This window comes from Latilactobacillus parafuchuensis (genome assembly GCF_055271665.1).
Window position 1 is genome coordinate 439,652 of the sequence record NZ_CM143875.1, and the last position, 18,890, is coordinate 458,541.

General features: G+C 41.5%; 17 protein-coding genes. 1 reads left to right on the forward strand and 16 read right to left on the reverse strand.

Features of this window, described 5'->3' with window-relative positions; all coding sequences use genetic code 11:
* Nucleotides 1-26 precede the first annotated feature (26 nt).
* Both zwf and ACVPPQ_RS02510 read right to left on the reverse strand, forming a co-directional pair.
* Nucleotides 27-1,520, reverse strand: a complete 1,494-nt coding sequence (zwf, locus tag ACVPPQ_RS02505) for a glucose-6-phosphate dehydrogenase (protein WP_463496322.1) — start codon at nt 1,518-1,520, stop codon at nt 27-29.
* 30 nt (nt 1,521-1,550) lie between these two features.
* Complete coding sequence (locus ACVPPQ_RS02510) at nt 1,551-2,198, reverse strand: metal-dependent transcriptional regulator (protein WP_463495487.1); 648 nt, start codon at nt 2,196-2,198, stop codon at nt 1,551-1,553.
* Between the two features lie 590 nt (nt 2,199-2,788).
* Between ACVPPQ_RS02510 and ACVPPQ_RS02515 the strand changes: the two genes are divergently transcribed.
* Nucleotides 2,789-2,914, forward strand: coding sequence for a hypothetical protein (locus ACVPPQ_RS02515; RefSeq protein ID WP_463495488.1), 126 nt, complete (start codon nt 2,789-2,791; stop codon nt 2,912-2,914).
* A 67-nt stretch (nt 2,915-2,981) separates the two neighbouring features.
* Here the strand turns inward: ACVPPQ_RS02515 and adhE are convergent, their stop codons facing one another.
* The 14 genes from adhE to ACVPPQ_RS02585 all read right to left on the reverse strand — a co-directional run bounded on the left by adhE (nt 2,982) and on the right by ACVPPQ_RS02585 (nt 18,883).
* A complete protein-coding gene (gene adhE, locus ACVPPQ_RS02520; protein ID WP_463495490.1) occupies nt 2,982-5,576 on the reverse strand; it encodes a bifunctional acetaldehyde-CoA/alcohol dehydrogenase in 2,595 nt (864 codons plus the stop codon).
* Nucleotides 5,577-6,100: 524 nt separating this feature from the next.
* The gene (gene yajC / locus ACVPPQ_RS02525) at nt 6,101-6,490 is read right to left on the reverse strand and encodes a preprotein translocase subunit YajC (RefSeq protein ID WP_463495491.1); all 390 of its coding nucleotides are present in this window, start codon (nt 6,488-6,490) and stop codon (nt 6,101-6,103) included.
* A gap of 72 nt (nt 6,491-6,562) precedes the next feature.
* The gene (gene tgt, locus ACVPPQ_RS02530; RefSeq protein WP_463495493.1) at nt 6,563-7,705 is read right to left on the reverse strand and encodes a tRNA guanosine(34) transglycosylase Tgt; all 1,143 of its coding nucleotides are present in this window, start codon (nt 7,703-7,705) and stop codon (nt 6,563-6,565) included.
* A gap of 455 nt (nt 7,706-8,160) precedes the next feature.
* Entirely contained in the window at nt 8,161-8,865 is a 705-nt protein-coding gene (locus ACVPPQ_RS02535) for a Crp/Fnr family transcriptional regulator (RefSeq protein WP_463495494.1), read from the reverse strand.
* A gap of 70 nt (nt 8,866-8,935) precedes the next feature.
* A complete protein-coding gene (gene arcD / locus ACVPPQ_RS02540; protein ID WP_463495496.1) occupies nt 8,936-10,363 on the reverse strand; it encodes an arginine-ornithine antiporter in 1,428 nt (475 codons plus the stop codon).
* 34 nt (nt 10,364-10,397) lie between these two features.
* Entirely contained in the window at nt 10,398-11,513 is a 1,116-nt protein-coding gene (locus ACVPPQ_RS02545) for an aminotransferase (RefSeq protein WP_463495497.1), read from the reverse strand.
* A 12-nt stretch (nt 11,514-11,525) separates the two neighbouring features.
* Complete coding sequence (gene arcC / locus ACVPPQ_RS02550) at nt 11,526-12,470, reverse strand: carbamate kinase (RefSeq protein WP_463495499.1); 945 nt, start codon at nt 12,468-12,470, stop codon at nt 11,526-11,528.
* A gap of 81 nt (nt 12,471-12,551) precedes the next feature.
* Nucleotides 12,552-13,568: an ornithine carbamoyltransferase gene (argF, locus tag ACVPPQ_RS02555; protein ID WP_463495501.1), complete on the reverse strand. Its 1,017-nt coding sequence runs from the start codon at nt 13,566-13,568 to the stop codon at nt 12,552-12,554.
* An 18-nt stretch (nt 13,569-13,586) separates the two neighbouring features.
* On the reverse strand, nt 13,587-14,822 hold the full coding sequence (arcA, locus tag ACVPPQ_RS02560; protein WP_463495502.1) for an arginine deiminase: 1,236 nt from the start codon (nt 14,820-14,822) through the stop codon (nt 13,587-13,589).
* A 196-nt stretch (nt 14,823-15,018) separates the two neighbouring features.
* Nucleotides 15,019-15,534, reverse strand: a complete 516-nt coding sequence (locus ACVPPQ_RS02565; RefSeq protein WP_463495504.1) for an N-acetyltransferase family protein — start codon at nt 15,532-15,534, stop codon at nt 15,019-15,021.
* A 23-nt stretch (nt 15,535-15,557) separates the two neighbouring features.
* Nucleotides 15,558-16,589: a tRNA preQ1(34) S-adenosylmethionine ribosyltransferase-isomerase QueA gene (gene queA / locus ACVPPQ_RS02570; protein WP_056950779.1), complete on the reverse strand. Its 1,032-nt coding sequence runs from the start codon at nt 16,587-16,589 to the stop codon at nt 15,558-15,560.
* A 14-nt stretch (nt 16,590-16,603) separates the two neighbouring features.
* Entirely contained in the window at nt 16,604-17,611 is a 1,008-nt protein-coding gene (ruvB, locus tag ACVPPQ_RS02575) for a Holliday junction branch migration DNA helicase RuvB (RefSeq protein ID WP_463495506.1), read from the reverse strand.
* Between the two features lie 13 nt (nt 17,612-17,624).
* A complete protein-coding gene (ruvA, locus tag ACVPPQ_RS02580) occupies nt 17,625-18,236 on the reverse strand; it encodes a Holliday junction branch migration protein RuvA (RefSeq protein ID WP_056950774.1) in 612 nt (203 codons plus the stop codon).
* 83 nt (nt 18,237-18,319) lie between these two features.
* Nucleotides 18,320-18,883, reverse strand: coding sequence for an LOG family protein (locus ACVPPQ_RS02585; protein WP_463495508.1), 564 nt, complete (start codon nt 18,881-18,883; stop codon nt 18,320-18,322).
* Nucleotides 18,884-18,890 lie beyond the last annotated feature (7 nt).

The window sequence follows — 18,890 nt, forward strand, 5'->3', positions numbered from 1 at the left end:
TCACACGCAGGCTCGATAAAATTCACTTATTTAGATTGCGTTGGATCGAAAATCCATTCCGCACCCGTTGATTGGACAAGCTCAGTCGCTTCTTTGGGGCCCATTGAACCGATTGGATAGGTTGGTAAAGCCGTTTGATCAGCATCCCAAACTTTCCGAATCGCATCAACGAACTGCCATGAAGCCGCTAATTCACGCCAGTGAGTAAAGTTAGTGCCATCGCCGTTCAAAGCTTCCAAAATTAAACGTTCGTAAGCTTCCGGACTGTCAGCTAACATTTGTTGATTATATTGATAAGCCAGTTGATTAGGGACTAATTCAAAACCTTGTCCCACTTTTTTACCGTTTAACGTTAACGCAAAACCTTGTTCAGGTTCGACAAAAATCGTTAAAACATCGGGTGCGACTGCTGATTGATCATTTTTATCAGGTGCAAAAATATTAACGCCCGTCTTTTTGAAGACGATATTAATTTGCGTTTCTTTACGGGCTAATCGTTTCCCGGTCCGAACGTAAAATGGCACACCACACCAACGTTCGTTGTCAATCAAGACTTTACCAGCGACAAACGTTTCGGTTTGCGACTCCGGTGCGACGTTCGTTTCTTGCCGATACCCGGGTTGCGTTTGACCCTCAACCGGCGTTTCGCCATATTGGGCCCGGACAAAATTAGCTTTAATTTCGGCCGGCGTGTAGGGTTGAATACTCTTGAATAGGCGGGTCTTTTCTCGTTGAACATCTTCCGCTGAGAAACTAACTGGCATTTCCATTGCTAGCATCCCAATCACTTGCATAATATGATTTTGCAGCATATCACGCAAAGCACCGGATGTTTCGTAATAACCAGCCCGATCTTCAACACCCACTGATTCAGCAAGGGTAATTTGGACGTTGTCGATAAATTGTTTATTCCAAACGGCCCCCAATAACCCATTACCAAAACGGAGCGCCATAATATTTTGAATCATTTCTTTACCCAAATAATGATCGATGCGGTAAATTTGATCTTCTTCAAAAGTTTGCGTTAATTCATCATTTAAAATTTTAGCACTATCGTAATCACGGCCAAATGGTTTTTCAATAATTAGACGGTTAAAACCATCAGCCGTCAACAACGCCTCTGACCCTAAATGGCTGGCAATGGTTCCGAAGAAACGTGGTGACATCGCCATATAGTAAATGCGATTTTGTTGTAGTTGATATTGGTCATCCAATTTAGCGGCCAATTGTTTCAACGTTTCGTAATGTTGGGCATCGGTCACATCGTGTGATTGATAGTAGAAATGGCTCGCAAAAGTTTGTTTAACCGTTTCATCAGCCTCAAAACCGGCTAACGAAGTCATAATAATCTCGTGATAATGTTCGTCACTCCAAGGCCGACGTGCCGTTCCAATGACTGCAAAATGTTCTTTTAAATAACCCTTTTGGTAGAGATTAAATAAAGCCGGATACAATTTACGTTGCGCTAAATCCCCTGAACCACCAAAAATAATAAATAATGCTGCTAAATCCGTACGCATATTGCCACCACTTTCACTCATTAATTAAGTTTATCTCACAAAAATATGTTGGGCCGCTTTGATTCCGACTTGTATTTCACTTGCAGTCGTTTCATCGTACAGCGTCAATGGGCTTTCGAATAACCCAACTTTTTTCAAAGTCACCTTGTCGCCAACGGATAGCCCGATTTCAATCGTATATTGCAACAGTTCGTTATCGTCTAGAACCCGTTCTAAAACGGCTGTCTCGCCCAATTCCATTGCCACTAGCGCACGATTACTTTGTTTTTCAAACTCACCACGTGCATTAGGAATGATGCCACCATGTGGGCAGCGCGTTGGATGACCCAAGAAATCCGCTAGCCGTTCAGCCAAACCAGGGTTCGTCACATGTTCCAATTGTTCTGCCTCTGGATGAACATTATTAAATTGATAATCCAACTTGTCCACTAAAAAGACTTCCCACAACCGATGATTGCGCACTAATAAAGCCGCTTCCACAGCGCCTTCTTTCGTTAATTGAATGCCTTGATAGGGCGTATGGGTCACGTAGTTTTCCTTAACCAGCTTATTAACCATTTCAGTTACAGAAGCTGCCGAAACGCTCAACCCCGCCAATATTTCTTTATTCGTTACTTTTTTAGTGTCGCCACCCAATTCAAAAATGATTTTTAAATAATCTTCTTTATTTGGTGTCATAACAATCCCGATCCTTGTTTAATTTGACGACAAACTTTTCTTAGTCATCCTTTAACCAAATGAATGTCTACTTTCTATTATGCCTTATTTTGCCGAATATTAACACTCTCAAGTGTCAAATTTATCGAACAAAATCACGGACTACTCAAACCACTGATGAATCGAAATAATCAAAAACGCCAGCCATTTCAGTTTCGAAATGGCTGACATCGATTTGAGGGGGAACTACTTTGAAACATACTTTTGAGTGACAACAACTTCCGCTTAATCTAAATGAATCATTAATCTTAAAACCTAGATTATTGATTCTTTTTTATTAATGCTCAGTTGCTGACCGTCACTCAACGTACTCTGCCTTGAAACGTGCTTTTGGTTGCAACAATTTCCGTCTAATCTAATAATCGCCACTTAACCTAAGTTCTGGCTAAGTGGTGATTATTTATTAGTACTCAATTGCTGACCGCAACCAACGCACTCTGCTCTGAAACGTGCTTCTCAAGTAGCCTTTTCCGGTTAACGATAAAACAGGAATCATGAGCAAGAGACCGCTCATCATTCCAACAACTTCTGCTTAATTTAAATAGCGTATCATGACTGAAAATCGTCATAATACGCTATTTTTTGTTAATGCTCAGAATCTACCGTGCGGCGTCGCACTCTTCGTTGAAACGCGCTTCTCAGCCAGCTTCTTCCGTCTAGCTACAAATGGCGCATAATGACTAAAATCAGTCATTATGCGCCATTTTAGGCTATACTCAAAAGCTAATCGGCTGAGTCAGCGCTCTAAAATTCTGCTTCCAATATTGCCTTTAATTCTTTGATTAACGGTTCTTTTGGATTCGTTACCGTACAGTTATCTTCGTACGCTAATTCGGCTAAACCATCGACATGTTTGTCGAAATCAGCTTTCTTGACGCCGTTTTCATGTAGGCTCATTTGAATACCGACACTTTCAGACAATTTCGTCACAGCTTGTGCGTAAGCTTCAACTAATTCAGCCGTTGTATTGCCTTTCAAGCCAAGGTAACGCGCGATTTCAGCGTAATCTTCATCGGCTCTGAAATAGCTATACTTAGCCCATAGTGCCCGTTTGGTTGGTGTTTTCGCGTTATAACGAATCACGTGTGGCATCGTGATGGCAATCATCAAGCCGTGAGGCAAGTTGAATGCGCCGCCTAATTTATGTGCGATCGAATGGTTAATGCCTAACAAGGCGTTGGCAAATGCCATCCCGGCCATCGTTGAAGCATCGTGCATATTACCTTTGGCTTCAATGTCGCCAGCGTAACTATTTTGTAAGTTATCAAACACTAATTTAATCGCTTGTAAACTAAGGCCCTTTGTATAGTTCGAAGCCATCGTTGACACATAACTTTCAGTGGCGTGGCATAAAACATCAATCCCAGTATTAGCAACAACGCGTGGTGGGACACTTTCAACGAATTGACTATCGACAATCGCAACGTCTGGCGTCAATGCATAATCTGCCAATGGGTATTTAATGTGCGTTTCGCTATCCGTGATGACCGCAAATGGTGTCACTTCAGACCCTGTCCCAGAAGTGGTTGGGACACAGATTAACTTAGTCTTGTTCAATTTAGGGAACTTGTAAGTCCGTTTCCGGATATCCAAGAATTTTTGTTTGGCACCAAAGAAATTAGCATCGGCTGAATCATAGAATAACCACATACCCTTGGCAGCATCCATGACGGAGCCCCCACCAATTGCAATAATCGCGTCTGGTTCGAAACTACGCATTGCTTCGGCACCCTTGTAAACGGTGTTGGTTGATGGATCGGGTTCAACATCTGAGAAGACTTGCATTTGAACTTCATTCGCCCGTTTAGCAAGAACTTCTTCGACAATCCGAACATAACCTAAGTTGACCATCCCTTGATCGGCGACGATAAAGACTTTGTTTAAACCGTCCATTTTTTCAAGATAGTTAATCGAATTCTTTTCAAAATAAATTTTACTTGGTAATTTAACCCATTGCATATTATTCCGCCGTTTCGTTAACGTCTTAACGTTCAATAAATCAATCGTTGACACGTTATGTGAGATTGAATTATGGCCGTATGATCCGCAGCCTAAAGTTAATGATGGAATCATTTCGTTGTACAAATCACCAATACCGCCTTGTGCAGATGGTGTGTTAACCAAAATCCGACAAGCCTTCATGCGTTTGGCAAATTGAAGTGGTAATTCTTGGTCAGTCGTATGCAATGATGCCGTATGACCTAAGCCACCTAAATCTAACATTGCTTCACACAAGTCCAAACCGTCTTCACGGTCTTTCGCTTTAATCATCGCCAAAACAGGTGATAATTTTTCATGTGACAATGGATATTGATGGCCGACACCCTTAATTTCAGCAATTAAAACGGGTGTATCTTCTGGAATGTCAATTCCAGCCATCTTAGCAATCTTAGCCGCTGATTGACCAACGATTGGTGGGCGAACCGCATTCTTAGCAGGATCAATGATAGCTTCATTCAAGGCTGGTAATTCACTTGATTTCGCGAAGTAAACCCCTTGCGCTTTAAATTCTTTTTTAACGTCATCATAAATTTTAGCATCAACAATCACTGCTTGTTCTGACGCACAGATCATCCCGTTATCAAATGATTTCGATAAAATCAAATCATTAACGGCTTGTTTGATGTTGGCTGATTCTTCGATGTAGGCTGGCGCATTACCGGCCCCGACGCCTAATGCTGGTTTCCCAGTTGAATAAGCGGCTTTAACCATGCCAGGTCCACCAGTTGCTAGGACCGTCGCAATGCCAACATGATTCATCAAAGCTTGCGTGGCTTCAATGCTTGGTTGTTCAATATAAAGTAACGCATCCGCTGGTAAACCAGCTTTAACGGCTTCCTCTTTAATCACTTCTAAAGCGCGAACGGAACATTTTTGAGCGTTTGGATGGAAAGCAAAAATAATTGGATTCCGCGTTTTAATCGCAATTTCTGATTTAAAAATCGTTGTTGACGTTGGGTTGGTGACTGGTGTTACCCCGGCAATGACGCCGACGGGTTCCGCAATCTTCGTAATCCCGTGTTCAGGATCTTCTTCAATCACACCAACTGTTTTATTATCTTTAATCGCATGCCAAATTTCTTCGGTAGCAAACATATTTTTGATGGCTTTATCTTCATAAATCCCACGGCCAGTTTCTTCGACAGCCATCTTAGCAAGTTCCATATGATGGTCTAAGCCCGCAATTGCCATTTGGTGCACGATATGATCAATCTTTGCTTGATCGAATGTTTCTAGAATTGCCAATGCTTTATGAGCGCGTTCAACTAAATCAGTCACCATTTTATCAATATTTGATTGTGTTTTAACAACTTCTTTAACTGTTTCTTTCTTGACCATCTGTTTGCCTCCGCTAATTTAAAAATTATTGTGATTTATTTAACAAAGAAATTGTACCGCATATTCGAATCATTGTAAACACTTTTTGTGATTTTTTTAACAGAAAATAAAACGATTCCATTTCAGCTATATCGTTTATATCGTAATTAATCGGATAACATTGTGGATTAAATCACTTATCCTTAGACACTACTGGCTTTTGACCCATTAAAAAAAGAGGCTATACTCAGAAGCTAACCGGTTGAATCAGGCACCTCAATTTTTAACGTGCTTCTCAACCAGCTTCTTCCGTCTAGCTACAAATCGGGAATCATGACCAAACCCAGTCATAATTCCCGATTTTAGGCTATACTCAGAAGCTAACCGGTTGAATCAGGCACTTCAATTTTTAACGTGCTTTTGAATTGCAACAACTTCCGCTTAACTAAAAATCCCCCAATTATCTTAAACTCAAGATAATCGGGGGATTTTTAGTTAATGCTCAGTTGCTACCCGCAACTCAACACACTTACTTTTTTAATAATCTATTTTGTGTCGTCTTTTGAATCGTCAGTTGTCACGTCTTCAGTCGTTGCTTCAGTGACTTTTTCTTCAACAACGGGTGTTTCTTCAGTCGTTGCTTCTGGTGTTACGTTACGAACAGCACTTAAATTAAACTTCAAGTAAACGCCATCGCAATCTAAGACAACGGTTTTAGCTTCAGTGTTCACTGAATCAATCACACCGTGTAAGCCACCAATTGTAATAACGGCATCACCTTTTTTCATTTGGTTAACCATTTCTTGGTGTTTTTGTTGTTGTTTCTTTTGTGGACGCATGACCATGAAATACATCATCGCCATCATCAAAATTAAAATAATAAAGAAACTTGAACCGCCAAAAGCACCACCGGCACCTAATACTAAACTTGTCATCAAAAATACCCCTTTTCATTATTAACTATCTTTAACTGTAGCAAAATTAACGGCTAACTTCCAGTTTATTCGCTAGAAATTACGACCATTGTCATCGTTGTAACCATATTCTTCAAAAAAGGCTGCGCGGAACTCTAATAAATTATCCTGTTCAATCGCATCTTGGACTTGGTGCATTAAATTAATCAAGAAATACAGATTATGATAACTCGTTAAATGAATCCCAAATGTTTCATCTGCTTTAATCAAATGACGAATGTACGCCCGCGTATAATTTTTGCAAACATAACAATTACATTTTGGATCCAATGGTCTGAAATCTTCAGAATACTTCGCATTTTTAACGACTAAGCGGCCTTGCGACGTCATCGTTGTCCCGTTTCTTGCAATCCGGGTTGGTAAAACGCAATCGAACATATCGATTCCGCGAATGACGCCATCAATTAAAGCATCTGGTGACCCAACGCCCATTAAATAACGTGGTTTTTCTTCTGGTAACATTGGCGTTGTAAAATCTAAGACCCGATTCATTTCACCCTTTGATTCACCAACTGATAGACCACCGATTGAATAACCAGGAAAGTCCATCCCCACTAAATCACGGGCACTTTGCTTACGTAAATCTTCAAAACCCGCCCCCTGGACAATCCCAAATAAGCCTTGTGTTGCGGGATTTTGATGGGCAATTAAACCCCGTTCTGCCCAACGTGATGTCCGTTCAACGGATTTCTTGACGTAATCATAACTTTCGAAAAACGGTGGACATTCATCAAAACTCATCATGATGTCCGCACCCAATGCGTTTTCAACTTGAATCGCTTTTTCAGGGGATAAAAATAATTTTTCACCACTTAGATGACTTCTAAAGGCCACGCCATCTTCACTGATATCCCGTAACTTGGCTAACGAAAAGACTTGGAAACCACCGGAATCGGTTAAAACGCCGCGGTCCCAATTCATAAATTTATGCAAGCCACCCGCTTTTTCAACGATGTCTTCACCAGGTCGCAACCAAAGATGATAGGTATTCGACAAAATAATGCCGGCGCCCATTTCTTTCAAATCTTCGGGGGCCATCGTTTTAACGCTGGCCTGAGTACCCACTGGCATAAACATCGGGGTTTTAAAAGTACCATGTGGGGTGATAATTTCACCTAACCGGGCACCTGTGTGTTTCTCTTTTTTGATTAAACGATATTTAATCGCTGGTTCCATTTAATCGACTCCAATTCTAGTATTTATTCTTGCTTTATTTTAGCAGACTTCCCCGATTAAGCAAGAAAAGCCGATAAGCAAATAACTTGGTTCACCTCATCAGAGATGTTATATTAAGGTTATCGAAGGGAGGTAGAAAATCAAGTGAACTTCTCGTAGTATGGACCCAGCTAATCGTTGGGGTTTGTTAGTCATTTACTCGTCGTTGAGACTTGTAGAGTTCGTCCTCCAAAATGCTCATCCATTAAATAAGACTGAACCATTTTAGAAGTGTGTGTCTCAAAAACCAAAAGCTCCCTAGATCTTTACAAGTTGTTGATTCACAAATCTTGATTTTCCCCTTCTGCACTGCAAAGCCACCAGGTTCTGACGAGAAGACCTGGTGGCTTAATCATGTCTATCACTAGCAAAAAAGCACTTCGTTTAAGCGAAGTGCTTTTTTGTCGCTTCAACCATTAAACTTCTAACGGTATTTTGAAAAAAGATTTCTCAAAAACAAATTTTTTATGCTCATATTGAATTAATTTCTGTTCCGTCAATTGTTTGACAATTTGACCTGCTGTTTCACGGGTCGTTCCACTCATGGTTGCTAATTCTTTAACGGTTAATGGATATGGGATGTACGAACTACCATTTTGCCGTCGATTCCCCAAATTAATTTCAAATATTTTTAACGACTGAATAACGCGTTGACGCGCACTTGATGTGACAACTTGCTGAATTTGATTTTCAGAATCACTGATAATTTTGCCCATTTCCTGGACCACTTTAACAATCGCCGCCGTATTTTTCCGCAATAATTGTTCAAAGGTCGCCATGGGAAAATAAATAATCTCAATATCAGTTAACGCCCGTGCCGTATATGAATAGTAGCGATCCACAAACATCCCCCGATACGGAAATGCCAGATCCTTCTTGATATACGTATAAAACGTAAACTGATCTTCCTCATCATCTCGTTCAGCACGTACTAGCCCGCTAACAACAAAGTAAAAACGATTGCGTTCATCTATTTGATCAAACAATACCTGGCCCTTTTGAAAATCTTTGACCCGCATATTGTTCATCAAAATATTCATCTCTTCATTCGAAAAATCACTGAACTCAGGTCGTGTTTTTAAATATTGAATATATCTTGGATATTCGTTTGCGGTAATCATCTCATTCGCTCCCACATTATTCTCGATTATTACTTTCGATTTAAAGTAACCAAAGTTCTAATATAACACACTAAATGGCTATTTTACCGCTAACGACAAGACCAATACCAATTAATGCGCCAATCAAGATAATTAATGTTGTTATCCACTCACCTTTTGATAAGAAATTCTTAGCGCCATTATTCTTCCGTGCGCGCCCATAAAAGTAGACCCCCGGAATATAGGCAATAAAACAGAGCAATAGATAGCTAACACCGGCCATTAAAATCCCGGCCACTTCAAAGATTAACGCCAAAACACCAATCATTAATTGTCGACGATTCCCTTTTTCAGTAATGTGTTGCCATGAATACTTAATTTGATAAGCGGCCACTAAGATATAACAAATAATAATTGAAGCCGTACATAATGAATAGGCGAAATTATACGCTTTAGTTGTGAATAATAAGGTGAACAAAAAGATTTGAATTAAGGCAGCTGTAACAACCAATGCAAATGTCGGCGCTTTTTTGGCATTTACTTTGCCAAAATATGCAGGTAACAGTTTTTGCTCAGCCATTAATAACATCGTTTCAGCGGGAAGCATGGTCCATGAAAGCCACGCTCCTAAAATCGAAATAATCAACCCCACGCCGATGAAATAGCCCCCCCAAGTACCGACCATTTGTTCGAAAATATAAAGCATTGCAGGTTGTTTAATGCTGGCCAATTCGCCTTGCGTTAAATAACCGTAAGGTAAAACCGATGCCAAGATATAAATAACCAACAAACTGATTAGCCCTAAGATTGTCGCTTTACCAGCATCCGATTTCTTTTCAGCTCTAGCTGAGAGCATTGACGCTCCTTCAATCCCAACAAAGACCCACATCATCACCATCATACAGTTCTTAATCTGGCCCAAAACATCGCCGCCAACAAAACTGTTACCCATATTATTCCAAAAAGCATGGGTGAAAACATGACCTTTGAAGAGCACGATGCCAAAGATGATAAACACAAACAACGGGATCAACTTGCAAACTGTGACAATCATATTAATGACGGCAGCGCCTTCAATTCCTCGATTAACAAAATACGTTAACCCCCAGGAAAAGACACTCGCTACTAAGATTGCCGGTAAATTTTGACCCGATTTAAAAATCGGAAAAAAGTAACCAAAAGCACTCATCAAAATCGTCGCGAAAGCAACATTACCTAACCAGGCGGATAACCAATACCCCCAACCGCTAATAAAGCCGGCAAACGGTCCGAAACCTTTTTCGGCATATGAGAAGATCCCTTCCAATTCGGGCTCCTTAATCAATAGATTGTTCAATGATAGAGCCAACATTAAAATCCCAAAACCTACAATGACCCACGCAATTAAAACGGGGCCGGGCGCCGAAGCACTCGCTAAATCAGAGGTTAAGCCGAAAACACCACTCCCAATTGATGAGCTAATTACTAAAGCGATTAGTGCAAACAAGCCAATTTTTTTTACCGGTTTTTCTTCTGTCATTTAGACCACTCCTAGATTTCTTGAATCGACTATCTCAATAAGCATGCAATGCTTTAGATAGTTCGGTTAAGCCCGTTCGTAAGATGGATTCTGGTGCACAGTAACCTAGGCGGGCATAGCCGGGCATTTCAAACCGACTGCCTGGTACCAGTAGCACACCGTATTCAGTTAACAAGAATTGACAAAATGCTTCATCATCCTGAATTTTTTTAAAATGAATAAACGATGTCGAAACGGATTGCGGTAAGACCACATCCACCAAGGGTTCTGTTGCAGCCCATTGTTCTAAAATCGTTAAATTCCGTTGAACGATTTGTCGATTGCGCGCTAAAATTTGGTCACGATGTTCAAACGCGTATACCGCCAATTGATCGCTAAAGACACCCGAACAAATCATTGTATAATCACGGTACTTTCGAAATAGATTAGTCAACGTCTCATTGGCAACAATCCAACCAACCCGAATCCCTGGAATCGAATACGTTTTAGATAAGCTATTTGTCGCAATCCCACGATCGTACAAATCGACAATCGAAGTGACATCGACAGTCTCGTCTAGCGGTAGATAAACTTCATCGACCAACACGTAAGCCCCTACAGATTCAGCAACGGCTACGATTGCCTGCATTAATTCAGTTGAGATGACGGTCCCGGTTGGGTTATTGGCGTTATTCAAACAAATTAATTTCGTATTAGGGCGAATCAACGCTTCTAATGCTGTAATTGATGGCAACCATTGATTCGTGCTATCTAAATGCCAATAGGAAACTTCCGCGCCCAGTGATTTAGGAATCTCGTACAGTTGTTGATACGTCGGAAACATGGTAATCACATGATCATCAGGTTTCACCAAAGCGTACAAGGCCAATAAATTGGCCCCTGTTGCGCCATTAGTCTGCAGTACCTGCTCACTTGAGACGTTCTGATATAGTTGGCTAACTGCTTGTTTGAAAGCCGCTGAGCCCTCGATGGCACCGTAATTCATTTTTTGTTGATTAAGCGTTTGATAAAAGTCCTGGCCTTGATCAGCTGAAAAGGCCATCAATTCGGTCATGCTTAAAGAAGCAATTGTACTCTGTGCAATATCTGTTTTAGCTTGTGTCTCATACACATTGAGCCATTCTTCAACACCAAAATTTGCAATATCCAATTGAAATCACCTCTATTTTGTGATGATTGTGCCAGCATCGTTCGCCAACAAGTTTTTAACGTTCGCTAATGACGTGATGACCGCTTTACTATCCGGACGTTGGTTCACGTATTCAACGGCTGCTTGAATCTTAGGCAACATACTCCCTTTAGCAAATTGATCATCTGCAATATACTGTTCTAATTCTGCCGTTGTCACGTTGGTCAATTTCTTTTGATCGGGTTGATTGAAATTCACATAGACATTATCAACGGCCGTTAAAATAATGAGCATATCGGCATCAACTAATTCTGCCAATTTTTCAGAAGCGAAGTCTTTATCAATGACGGCTTCAACCCCACGTAATCGATGACCTTCCTTGACAACTGGGACCCCACCGCCACCAGCTGAAATTGTAATCACGTTAGCTTCAACCATTTTCTTAATCACATTGGCTTCTTGAATGCCGATTGGTTTAGGTGATGGCACCACTCGCCGCCAGCCGCGACCAGCATCTTCGACAAACTGCGCTTCTGGATTATTAGCTTGTTGTTGTTGAACTTCAGCTTGTGCGTAGAATGGTCCGATTGGTTTAGTCGGCGTTTTGAACGCAGGATCTTGTGCGTCGACAATCGTTTGTGTCACAATCGTCGCAACGTCTAAATCAAGGCCCGCTTCCGCTAAGACTTCATTAAAGGCATTTTGCATCCAATAGCCAATTTCACCTTGTGACATCGCACCCGTCGTATCAAGGGGCATCGCTGGTGTTTGTTTTGAATCGCTAGCCGCTTGTTGGATTAACAAGTTGCCGACTTGGGGACCGTTGCCGTGTGAAATAATCAATTGATCACCTTGTTGTACAAAAGCGACTAATTGTTGAACCGTTTCTTTAACGGCTTTGATTTGAGCTGCTGCTGAAGCATCGCTTGAAAGAATGGCATTACCACCCAATGCAACGACGATTTTACGTTTTGTCATGATGTAACCTACCTTCATTTTAATTAAAAAGAGGCCAGGGCAAAACAATGTTTTGCTTGCTGGCCTCTTTTGACAACTTGATTAAGCGTGCGGAATAAATAGATTGCCTAAAGTTGCTGCCATAATAGCTTTAATCGAATGCATCCGATTTTCAGCTTCTTCAAATTGGCGCGCATGTGAACTTCTGAAAGCATCATCCGTAATTTCCATTTCAGTCATGCCGAATTGGTCGTAAATCTTCTTGCCAAATTCAGTTTCGATATCGTGGAATGCTGGTAAACAATGCATGATAATCATGTCTTCATTACCAGTTTGTTGAATCATGTTCATGTTAATTTGATATGGTTTCAACAAATTAACACGTTCTTCAAACTTGTCTTCTTCACCCATTGATACCCAAACATCGGTGTATAAAACATCGGATCCTTTAACACCAGTGGCAACGTCTGAAGTGATCAAGTTTTGGCTACCCGTTTCTTTCGCATAACCTGCTGCTAAGTCACGAACTTCTTGAGTAGGTTGTAATGAATCAGGTGCAACGATATGGATGTTAACGCCTAACATTGAGCCGGTCACTAACAAACTATTCGCCATGTTATTGCGACCATCACCGACATAAGTCAAAGTGACGCCAGCTAATTTACCGAAGTTTTCTTTAACTGTCATGAAGTCGGCAATCATTTGCGTTGGATGCCATTCATCTGTTAAACCGTTCCAAACGGGTACGCCTGAATATTTTGCTAAATCTTCAACCACTTTTTGGCTGAACCCGCGGAATTCAATCGCATCGAACATGCTGCCCAATACTTTACCAGTATCTTCAACAGATTCTTTTTTACCTAATTGAATATCATTTTTGCCTAAGAATTCAGGGTGAGCGCCTAAATCAACAGCGGCCGTTGTAAATGCAGAACGTGTCCGCGTTGAATTCTTTTCGAAAAGTAAGGCAATGTTTTTACCTTCTAAATAGTGATGCGGAATCCCTTTTTTCTTTAAATCCTTTAAATGTAATGAAAAATCAATTAAATATTCGAGTTCTTCTCTTGTAAAGTCCTTTTCTGCTAATAAACTTCTACCTTGGAATACGCTATTTGTCATCTCAATCAACCTCACTTATTATTTTTTCAAATCTTCTCTTACGAGTGGCATACTCATACAACGTGGACCCCCACGACCGCGTGATAATTCACTTGAAGGCACTTCAATCACTTTAATGCCATAACTCCGTAAATTTTCATTTGATACATAGTTGCGATCATAAGTAATCACCACACCTGGTGCGATTGCCAATGTATTTGAACCGTCGTTCCATTGTTCACGTGGTGCCACAATTGCATCGCCGCCCCCACATGGAATCATTGCTAATTCAGGGACATCTAATGCTTCTCTTAATACTTTTTCTAAATCAGTTTGGTGGGTCATCTTAACACCTTGATGGCCATCTGGTTCTACGATGTAAGTATCAACCATGCCGCCTTGGCCTTGAATACCGGGATGAATGGTAAATTTATCATAATCAATCATCGTGAAGACCGTATCTAAATGCATCATCGCGTGGTTATGTGGAATCTTAATCGCTAAAACTTTTTCAAAGCCGCTATGTTTAGCAAATAATTCTACGGCTAATTCTTCGATTGATTGGGCTGATGTCCGTTGTGAAATCCCGATAGCTAATACCTTATCGCTCAGGATTAATTCGTCGCCACCTTCTAGTCGATCTTGTTGATTACGGTCACGCCAAACTTGTGCGCCTTGATTGGCAAAGCGAGGATGGTGTTGCATAATCACTTCCATGAACATTGATTCACGTTGACGGGCTTCGAAAGTCATTTTATTAATGGTTAAGCCGTCGCCCATTGAAGCTGCTGGATCACGTGTGAAATATAGGTTAGGCATTGGATCCATATAGAATGGATATTCATCATCCGCACTGATATCGATTAACGCTCGTGATTGAACATCAATTTCGTTCGTGCGGACGCCGGCCATGATTTTTTCAACCATGTCTAACGTTGCCATGCTAATCAAATATTCTTTGAGTGCCGTTCTAACTTGGTCTGATTTAATATTTGATTCAGCTAACATTTGATCTAAGAAAGCCTCTTTAACCTCTCCAGCATCAATTGCTTCTGCTGCTAGATTTTCTAAATAGAGGACTTCGACACCGTTATCGCGCAAAGCTTGTGCAAAAGCATCGTGTTCCTTTTGGATTGTTGGCAAATAAGGAATATCATCGAATAATAACCGGTACATAATATCAGGCGTAATATTTTCAACTTCTTTACCTGGACGCTTTAGTAGCACCGTTTTTAATTTCCCGATTTCGGAATTTACATGAATTGGACTTGTCATTCAAAAAAACCTCCTTTGTTTACAAGACCAACTATACAACGTGTTTAAAGCGCTTTCAGGGGGATTTTAACAGCCTAAATGTTATCATTCTCACATTTAGGCCCTTAACTTTACAATGGTGGCTGATTTAATAGGGTTTTATTTTTTTGTAAAAAAAAAGTATTTATCTCAAAAATTTGAGATAAATACTTTTAATCTATTTTAATATCACCTGATAAGCGTACCGTTTAGGGGAAGGATCATTCGCAATCAGAATGTCCCCGCAATACGTAAACCCAGCCTTTTGAATCACGTGTTGCATCGTTAAGTTGTCCGGATGCGTATCAATTCTGAGGTCCTTAGCGCCACGTAGGCTAGCCGCAGTGATTAACAATGTCATGAATTGACTGGCCAAATGCTGGCCGTGTAATCGACTGGTTAACGCCACCCGATGAATTGAATAATAGGGTGAGTCCACCGTCTGCCACTGACCGTTAGTGATGGCTTCATAGCCAGCATCTTCAGTTTCAACAATTGACGCGACCCCCACGACTTGTCCGTCAACGATTAAAACAACACATAGTTCTTGTCGAATTTCATTTTCAAATTGGCTCTGACTCGGTTCGGTGGCTTGCCATTGATTGATATCATGCTGCTTTAAAGTGGCTCTAGCCTCTTCAATAATCGCTAGTATTGCGGGTAAATCGTTAAAATGCGCTTTTCGTAAATACATTGAACGTCCTCCCCAAAAGGCAATTACTTGATAAACATCGCATCGCCAAAGCTAAAGAACCGATACTTTTCGTCGACCGCATGTTTATAAGCATTTAAAATATGTTCACGACCGGTAAAGGAAGCCACTAACATCACTAAAGTTGATTTTGGTAAATGGAAGTTCGTGATGAAACCATCAACCACTTTCCATTGATAACCGGGTTTAATAAAGATTTCCGTCCAACCACTATCCGCTTTTAATTCACCATTAAACTTCGTCGCAATCGTTTCAAGGGTCCGAATACTGGTCGTCCCAGTCGCAATCACCCGGCCACCATTTTGATGAACTTCATTTAACGTCGCAGCGGCTTCTTCGGTTAATCGGTAGAATTCACTGTGCATTTTGTGATCTTCAACATTGTCTTCAGAAACGGGTCTAAACGTGCCCAGGCCAACGTGCAAGGTTAAATAAACTAATTTAATCCCTTTGTCTTGGACTTTTTGTAATAATTCTTCCGTCCAATGAAACCCAGCAGTTGGTGCCGCTGCTGAACCGGGTTCTTTAGCGTAGACTGTTTGGTACATTTCTGGATCATCTAATTTTTCTTTGATGTAAGGTGGCAATGGCATTTCGCCTAATTCTTCAAGAATTTGCATGAAAATCCCATCATATTGGAATTCAATCATCCGGCCACCATGTTCTAATTCTTTCGTTACAACGGCTTTCAATTGACCGTCGCCAAATACAACTTCAGTCCCGACTTTGGCCCGCTTAGCGGGTTTCATCAAGACTTCCCATTCATCGTCATGCGTGTTATTTAACAACAATACTTCTTCATGACCACCGGTATCGGGTTTAACGCCGTATAACCGGGCAGGCAAGACGCGGGTGTTGTTCATTACAACGGCATCGCCAGGATTTAATTCATCAATCACATCGTAGAAAACTTTATCTTCTAACGCGCCAGTTTTACTGTCCATCACTAACATACGTGATGCGGCCCGTTCAGTCATCGGTGTTTGGGCAATTAATTCTTCGGGTAATACATAATCAAAATCTTCTGTAGAAACCATGGGGAGCCTTCTTTCTAATTTTCTGGATAAGGTAAACCTAAATGCGTGTAGGCGGCCAATGTGACCACCCGGCCACGCGGTGTTCGTTTTAAAAAACCAATTTGTAACAGATAAGGTTCATAAACTTCTTCAACGGTTTCAATTTCTTCACCGATATTGGCCGCAATGGTTTTTAACCCGACTGGACCACCCTGATAGTAGTCAATCATCATTTTCAAAATCTTACGATCAATACTATCAAGACCCCGGATATCAATCTGCAATTGTTTTAGCGCATGATCAGCAATCGCTTGATCAATCGCTGCTTGATTAGCGACTTGCGCGTAATCTCGAATCCGTTTTAACAACCGATTGGCAATCCGCGGCGTTCCCCGAGAACGGCGGGCAATTTCTAACGCGCCGTCCGGGACAATCGCCATGTTAAAGACACCAGCCGACCGTTCAACGATGTCGACTAAATCTGCTTCCTCGTAATAGGCCATGTGTTCGACAATCCCAAACCGATCACGCAATGGCGCGGACAATAAGCCCGCGCGGGTTGTTGCGCCAATCAACGTAAACGGTGGCAACGGAAAATGAACCGGGTGCGCCGTTGGTCCTTGGCCAACGATGATATCGATGTAGAAATCTTCCATCGCAGAATACAATAATTCTTCCACAATTTTAGGTAAGCGGTGAATTTCATCAATAAATAAGACATCACCCGGTTGTAACTCATTCAAAATGGCCACTAAATCACCGGGGCGTTCAATTGCGGGCCCACTGGTCGTGCGAATTTGGACTTGTAATTCATTGGCAATCACCATCGCTAAAGTTGTTTTACCCAGACCTGGTGGCCCATATAGCAACACATGATCCAGTGACTCTTCCCGTTTTTTGGCGGCCGCAATATAAACCGTTAATTCATTTTTAACCCGGTCTTGACCGATGTATTGCGCGAGGACTTGTGGCCGCAACGTTTTTTCAATACTTGCTTCCGCAAAATCAGTATTCTCAGCGGAAACAATTCGTTCTTCTGCCATTTAAAGTCCTCCTTTATTTTTTCATCAATAACCGTAACCCTTCACGTAAATACTGATCAGTCGTTTGCGCACTGAAATCCGTCAATATTTTAGTGATACTTTTAACTTCGCGGGCCGAATAACCGAGCGCCGTTAACGCTTCTAGTGCATCGGTTAATTCAGGTGAAGCACCTGGTACCCCTAAATCAATCACGGTTTGCCCGGTTAATTTCTCGGTTTGTTCCAAATCGCCTAATTTATTTTTTAAATCAAGAACAATTTGTTGCGCCGTCTTCTTACCCACGCCTGGGAACTTCGTTAAATAACTAATGTCGTCATTCATGATGGCTTGAATCAAACCAGAATGATCACTGTTGGCTAAAATCGCTAAGCCACTCTTGGGCCCAATACCAGACACACTGATTAGCTTTTGAAAAATCTGCTTTTCATCTAAATCATAGAAACCAAATAGCGTGATATCCGTATCGCGCACGGCTTGGTAGACATAGATTTGCACAATTTCATCGTTGGATTCAGTGTACCGATAAGGATTGGCGACCTGTAATTGATACCCGACGCCTTGAACCTCCAAGACCACGTAATACGGATTGACGGCCGTCACGAGCCCTTTTAAATATTCATACATACTTTTACCTACTTTATGAGAACGTATATTTGCTTTTTAAATTGTAACACAAAAGCGCGCCGGTGTTGCACTCAATTACCGGTTTAGTATTGGCGAATTTTTGGTGGCTGATACCCCGTGATGAAGGTCGCCATCTCGGTCAAATCCGTGGTAAATAAATACTTGTCAAAATCAACTTGGGTTAAAAAGCCCTCACTGACCATCTTGGCCAAAAATTGTTGCAATAAATCGTAATAGCCGGCCACGTTATAGAAGATACACGGCCCATCTTGTTGCCCAATTCGCGCCCACGAAATCACTTCGCTCATTTCTTCTAACGTTCCCGGACCACCTGGCAACGCGATAAACACCTCGGCAAGTTCAATCATGCGATGCTTGCGCGTCGCCATATCGGCCACAATTAGCGTTTCGGTTAACCCCGTATGCATCAATTCACGTTGATTCAAAAAGGCCGGCATAATGCCGGTCACTTGCCCGCCTTGTTGCAAGACAGTATCGGCAATCGTGCCCATTAGCCCAACCTGACCACCACCATAGATTAACCGGTCGCCTCGTTGGACTAACCAAGTCCCTAACGCTTTGGCTGCTTCAGCATAGATTGGTTTGTTCCCCATGCTGGCCCCACAATAAACTGCCACATTGACCATTGGTTCA

What these genes read in the sequence shown, in the direction of transcription:
- queA (WP_056950779.1), bottom strand. Translation starts at nt 16,589, where the DNA reads ATGGTTTCTACAGAAGATTTTGATTATGTATTACCCGAAGAATTAATT.
- ACVPPQ_RS02565 (WP_463495504.1), bottom strand. Translation starts at nt 15,534, where the DNA reads ATGTATTTACGAAAAGCGCATTTTAACGATTTACCCGCAATACTAGCG.
- ruvA (WP_056950774.1), bottom strand. Translation starts at nt 18,236, where the DNA reads ATGTATGAATATTTAAAAGGGCTCGTGACGGCCGTCAATCCGTATTAC.
- tgt (WP_463495493.1), bottom strand. Translation starts at nt 7,705, where the DNA reads ATGGAACCAGCGATTAAATATCGTTTAATCAAAAAAGAGAAACACACA.
- ruvB (WP_463495506.1), bottom strand. Translation starts at nt 17,611, where the DNA reads ATGGCAGAAGAACGAATTGTTTCCGCTGAGAATACTGATTTTGCGGAA.
- ACVPPQ_RS02585 (WP_463495508.1), bottom strand. Translation starts at nt 18,883, where the DNA reads ATGGTCAATGTGGCAGTTTATTGTGGGGCCAGCATGGGGAACAAACCA.
- arcD (WP_463495496.1), bottom strand. Translation starts at nt 10,363, where the DNA reads ATGACAGAAGAAAAACCGGTAAAAAAAATTGGCTTGTTTGCACTAATC.
- ACVPPQ_RS02535 (WP_463495494.1), bottom strand. Translation starts at nt 8,865, where the DNA reads ATGATTACCGCAAACGAATATCCAAGATATATTCAATATTTAAAAACA.
- argF (WP_463495501.1), bottom strand. Translation starts at nt 13,568, where the DNA reads ATGACAAATAGCGTATTCCAAGGTAGAAGTTTATTAGCAGAAAAGGAC.
- ACVPPQ_RS02510 (WP_463495487.1), bottom strand. Translation starts at nt 2,198, where the DNA reads ATGACACCAAATAAAGAAGATTATTTAAAAATCATTTTTGAATTGGGT.
- ACVPPQ_RS02515 (WP_463495488.1), top strand. Translation starts at nt 2,789, where the DNA reads ATGACTGAAAATCGTCATAATACGCTATTTTTTGTTAATGCTCAGAAT.
- yajC (WP_463495491.1), bottom strand. Translation starts at nt 6,490, where the DNA reads ATGACAAGTTTAGTATTAGGTGCCGGTGGTGCTTTTGGCGGTTCAAGT.
- adhE (WP_463495490.1), bottom strand. Translation starts at nt 5,576, where the DNA reads ATGGTCAAGAAAGAAACAGTTAAAGAAGTTGTTAAAACACAATCAAAT.
- zwf (WP_463496322.1), bottom strand. Translation starts at nt 1,520, where the DNA reads ATGCGTACGGATTTAGCAGCATTATTTATTATTTTTGGTGGTTCAGGG.
- arcC (WP_463495499.1), bottom strand. Translation starts at nt 12,470, where the DNA reads ATGACAAAACGTAAAATCGTCGTTGCATTGGGTGGTAATGCCATTCTT.
- arcA (WP_463495502.1), bottom strand. Translation starts at nt 14,822, where the DNA reads ATGACAAGTCCAATTCATGTAAATTCCGAAATCGGGAAATTAAAAACG.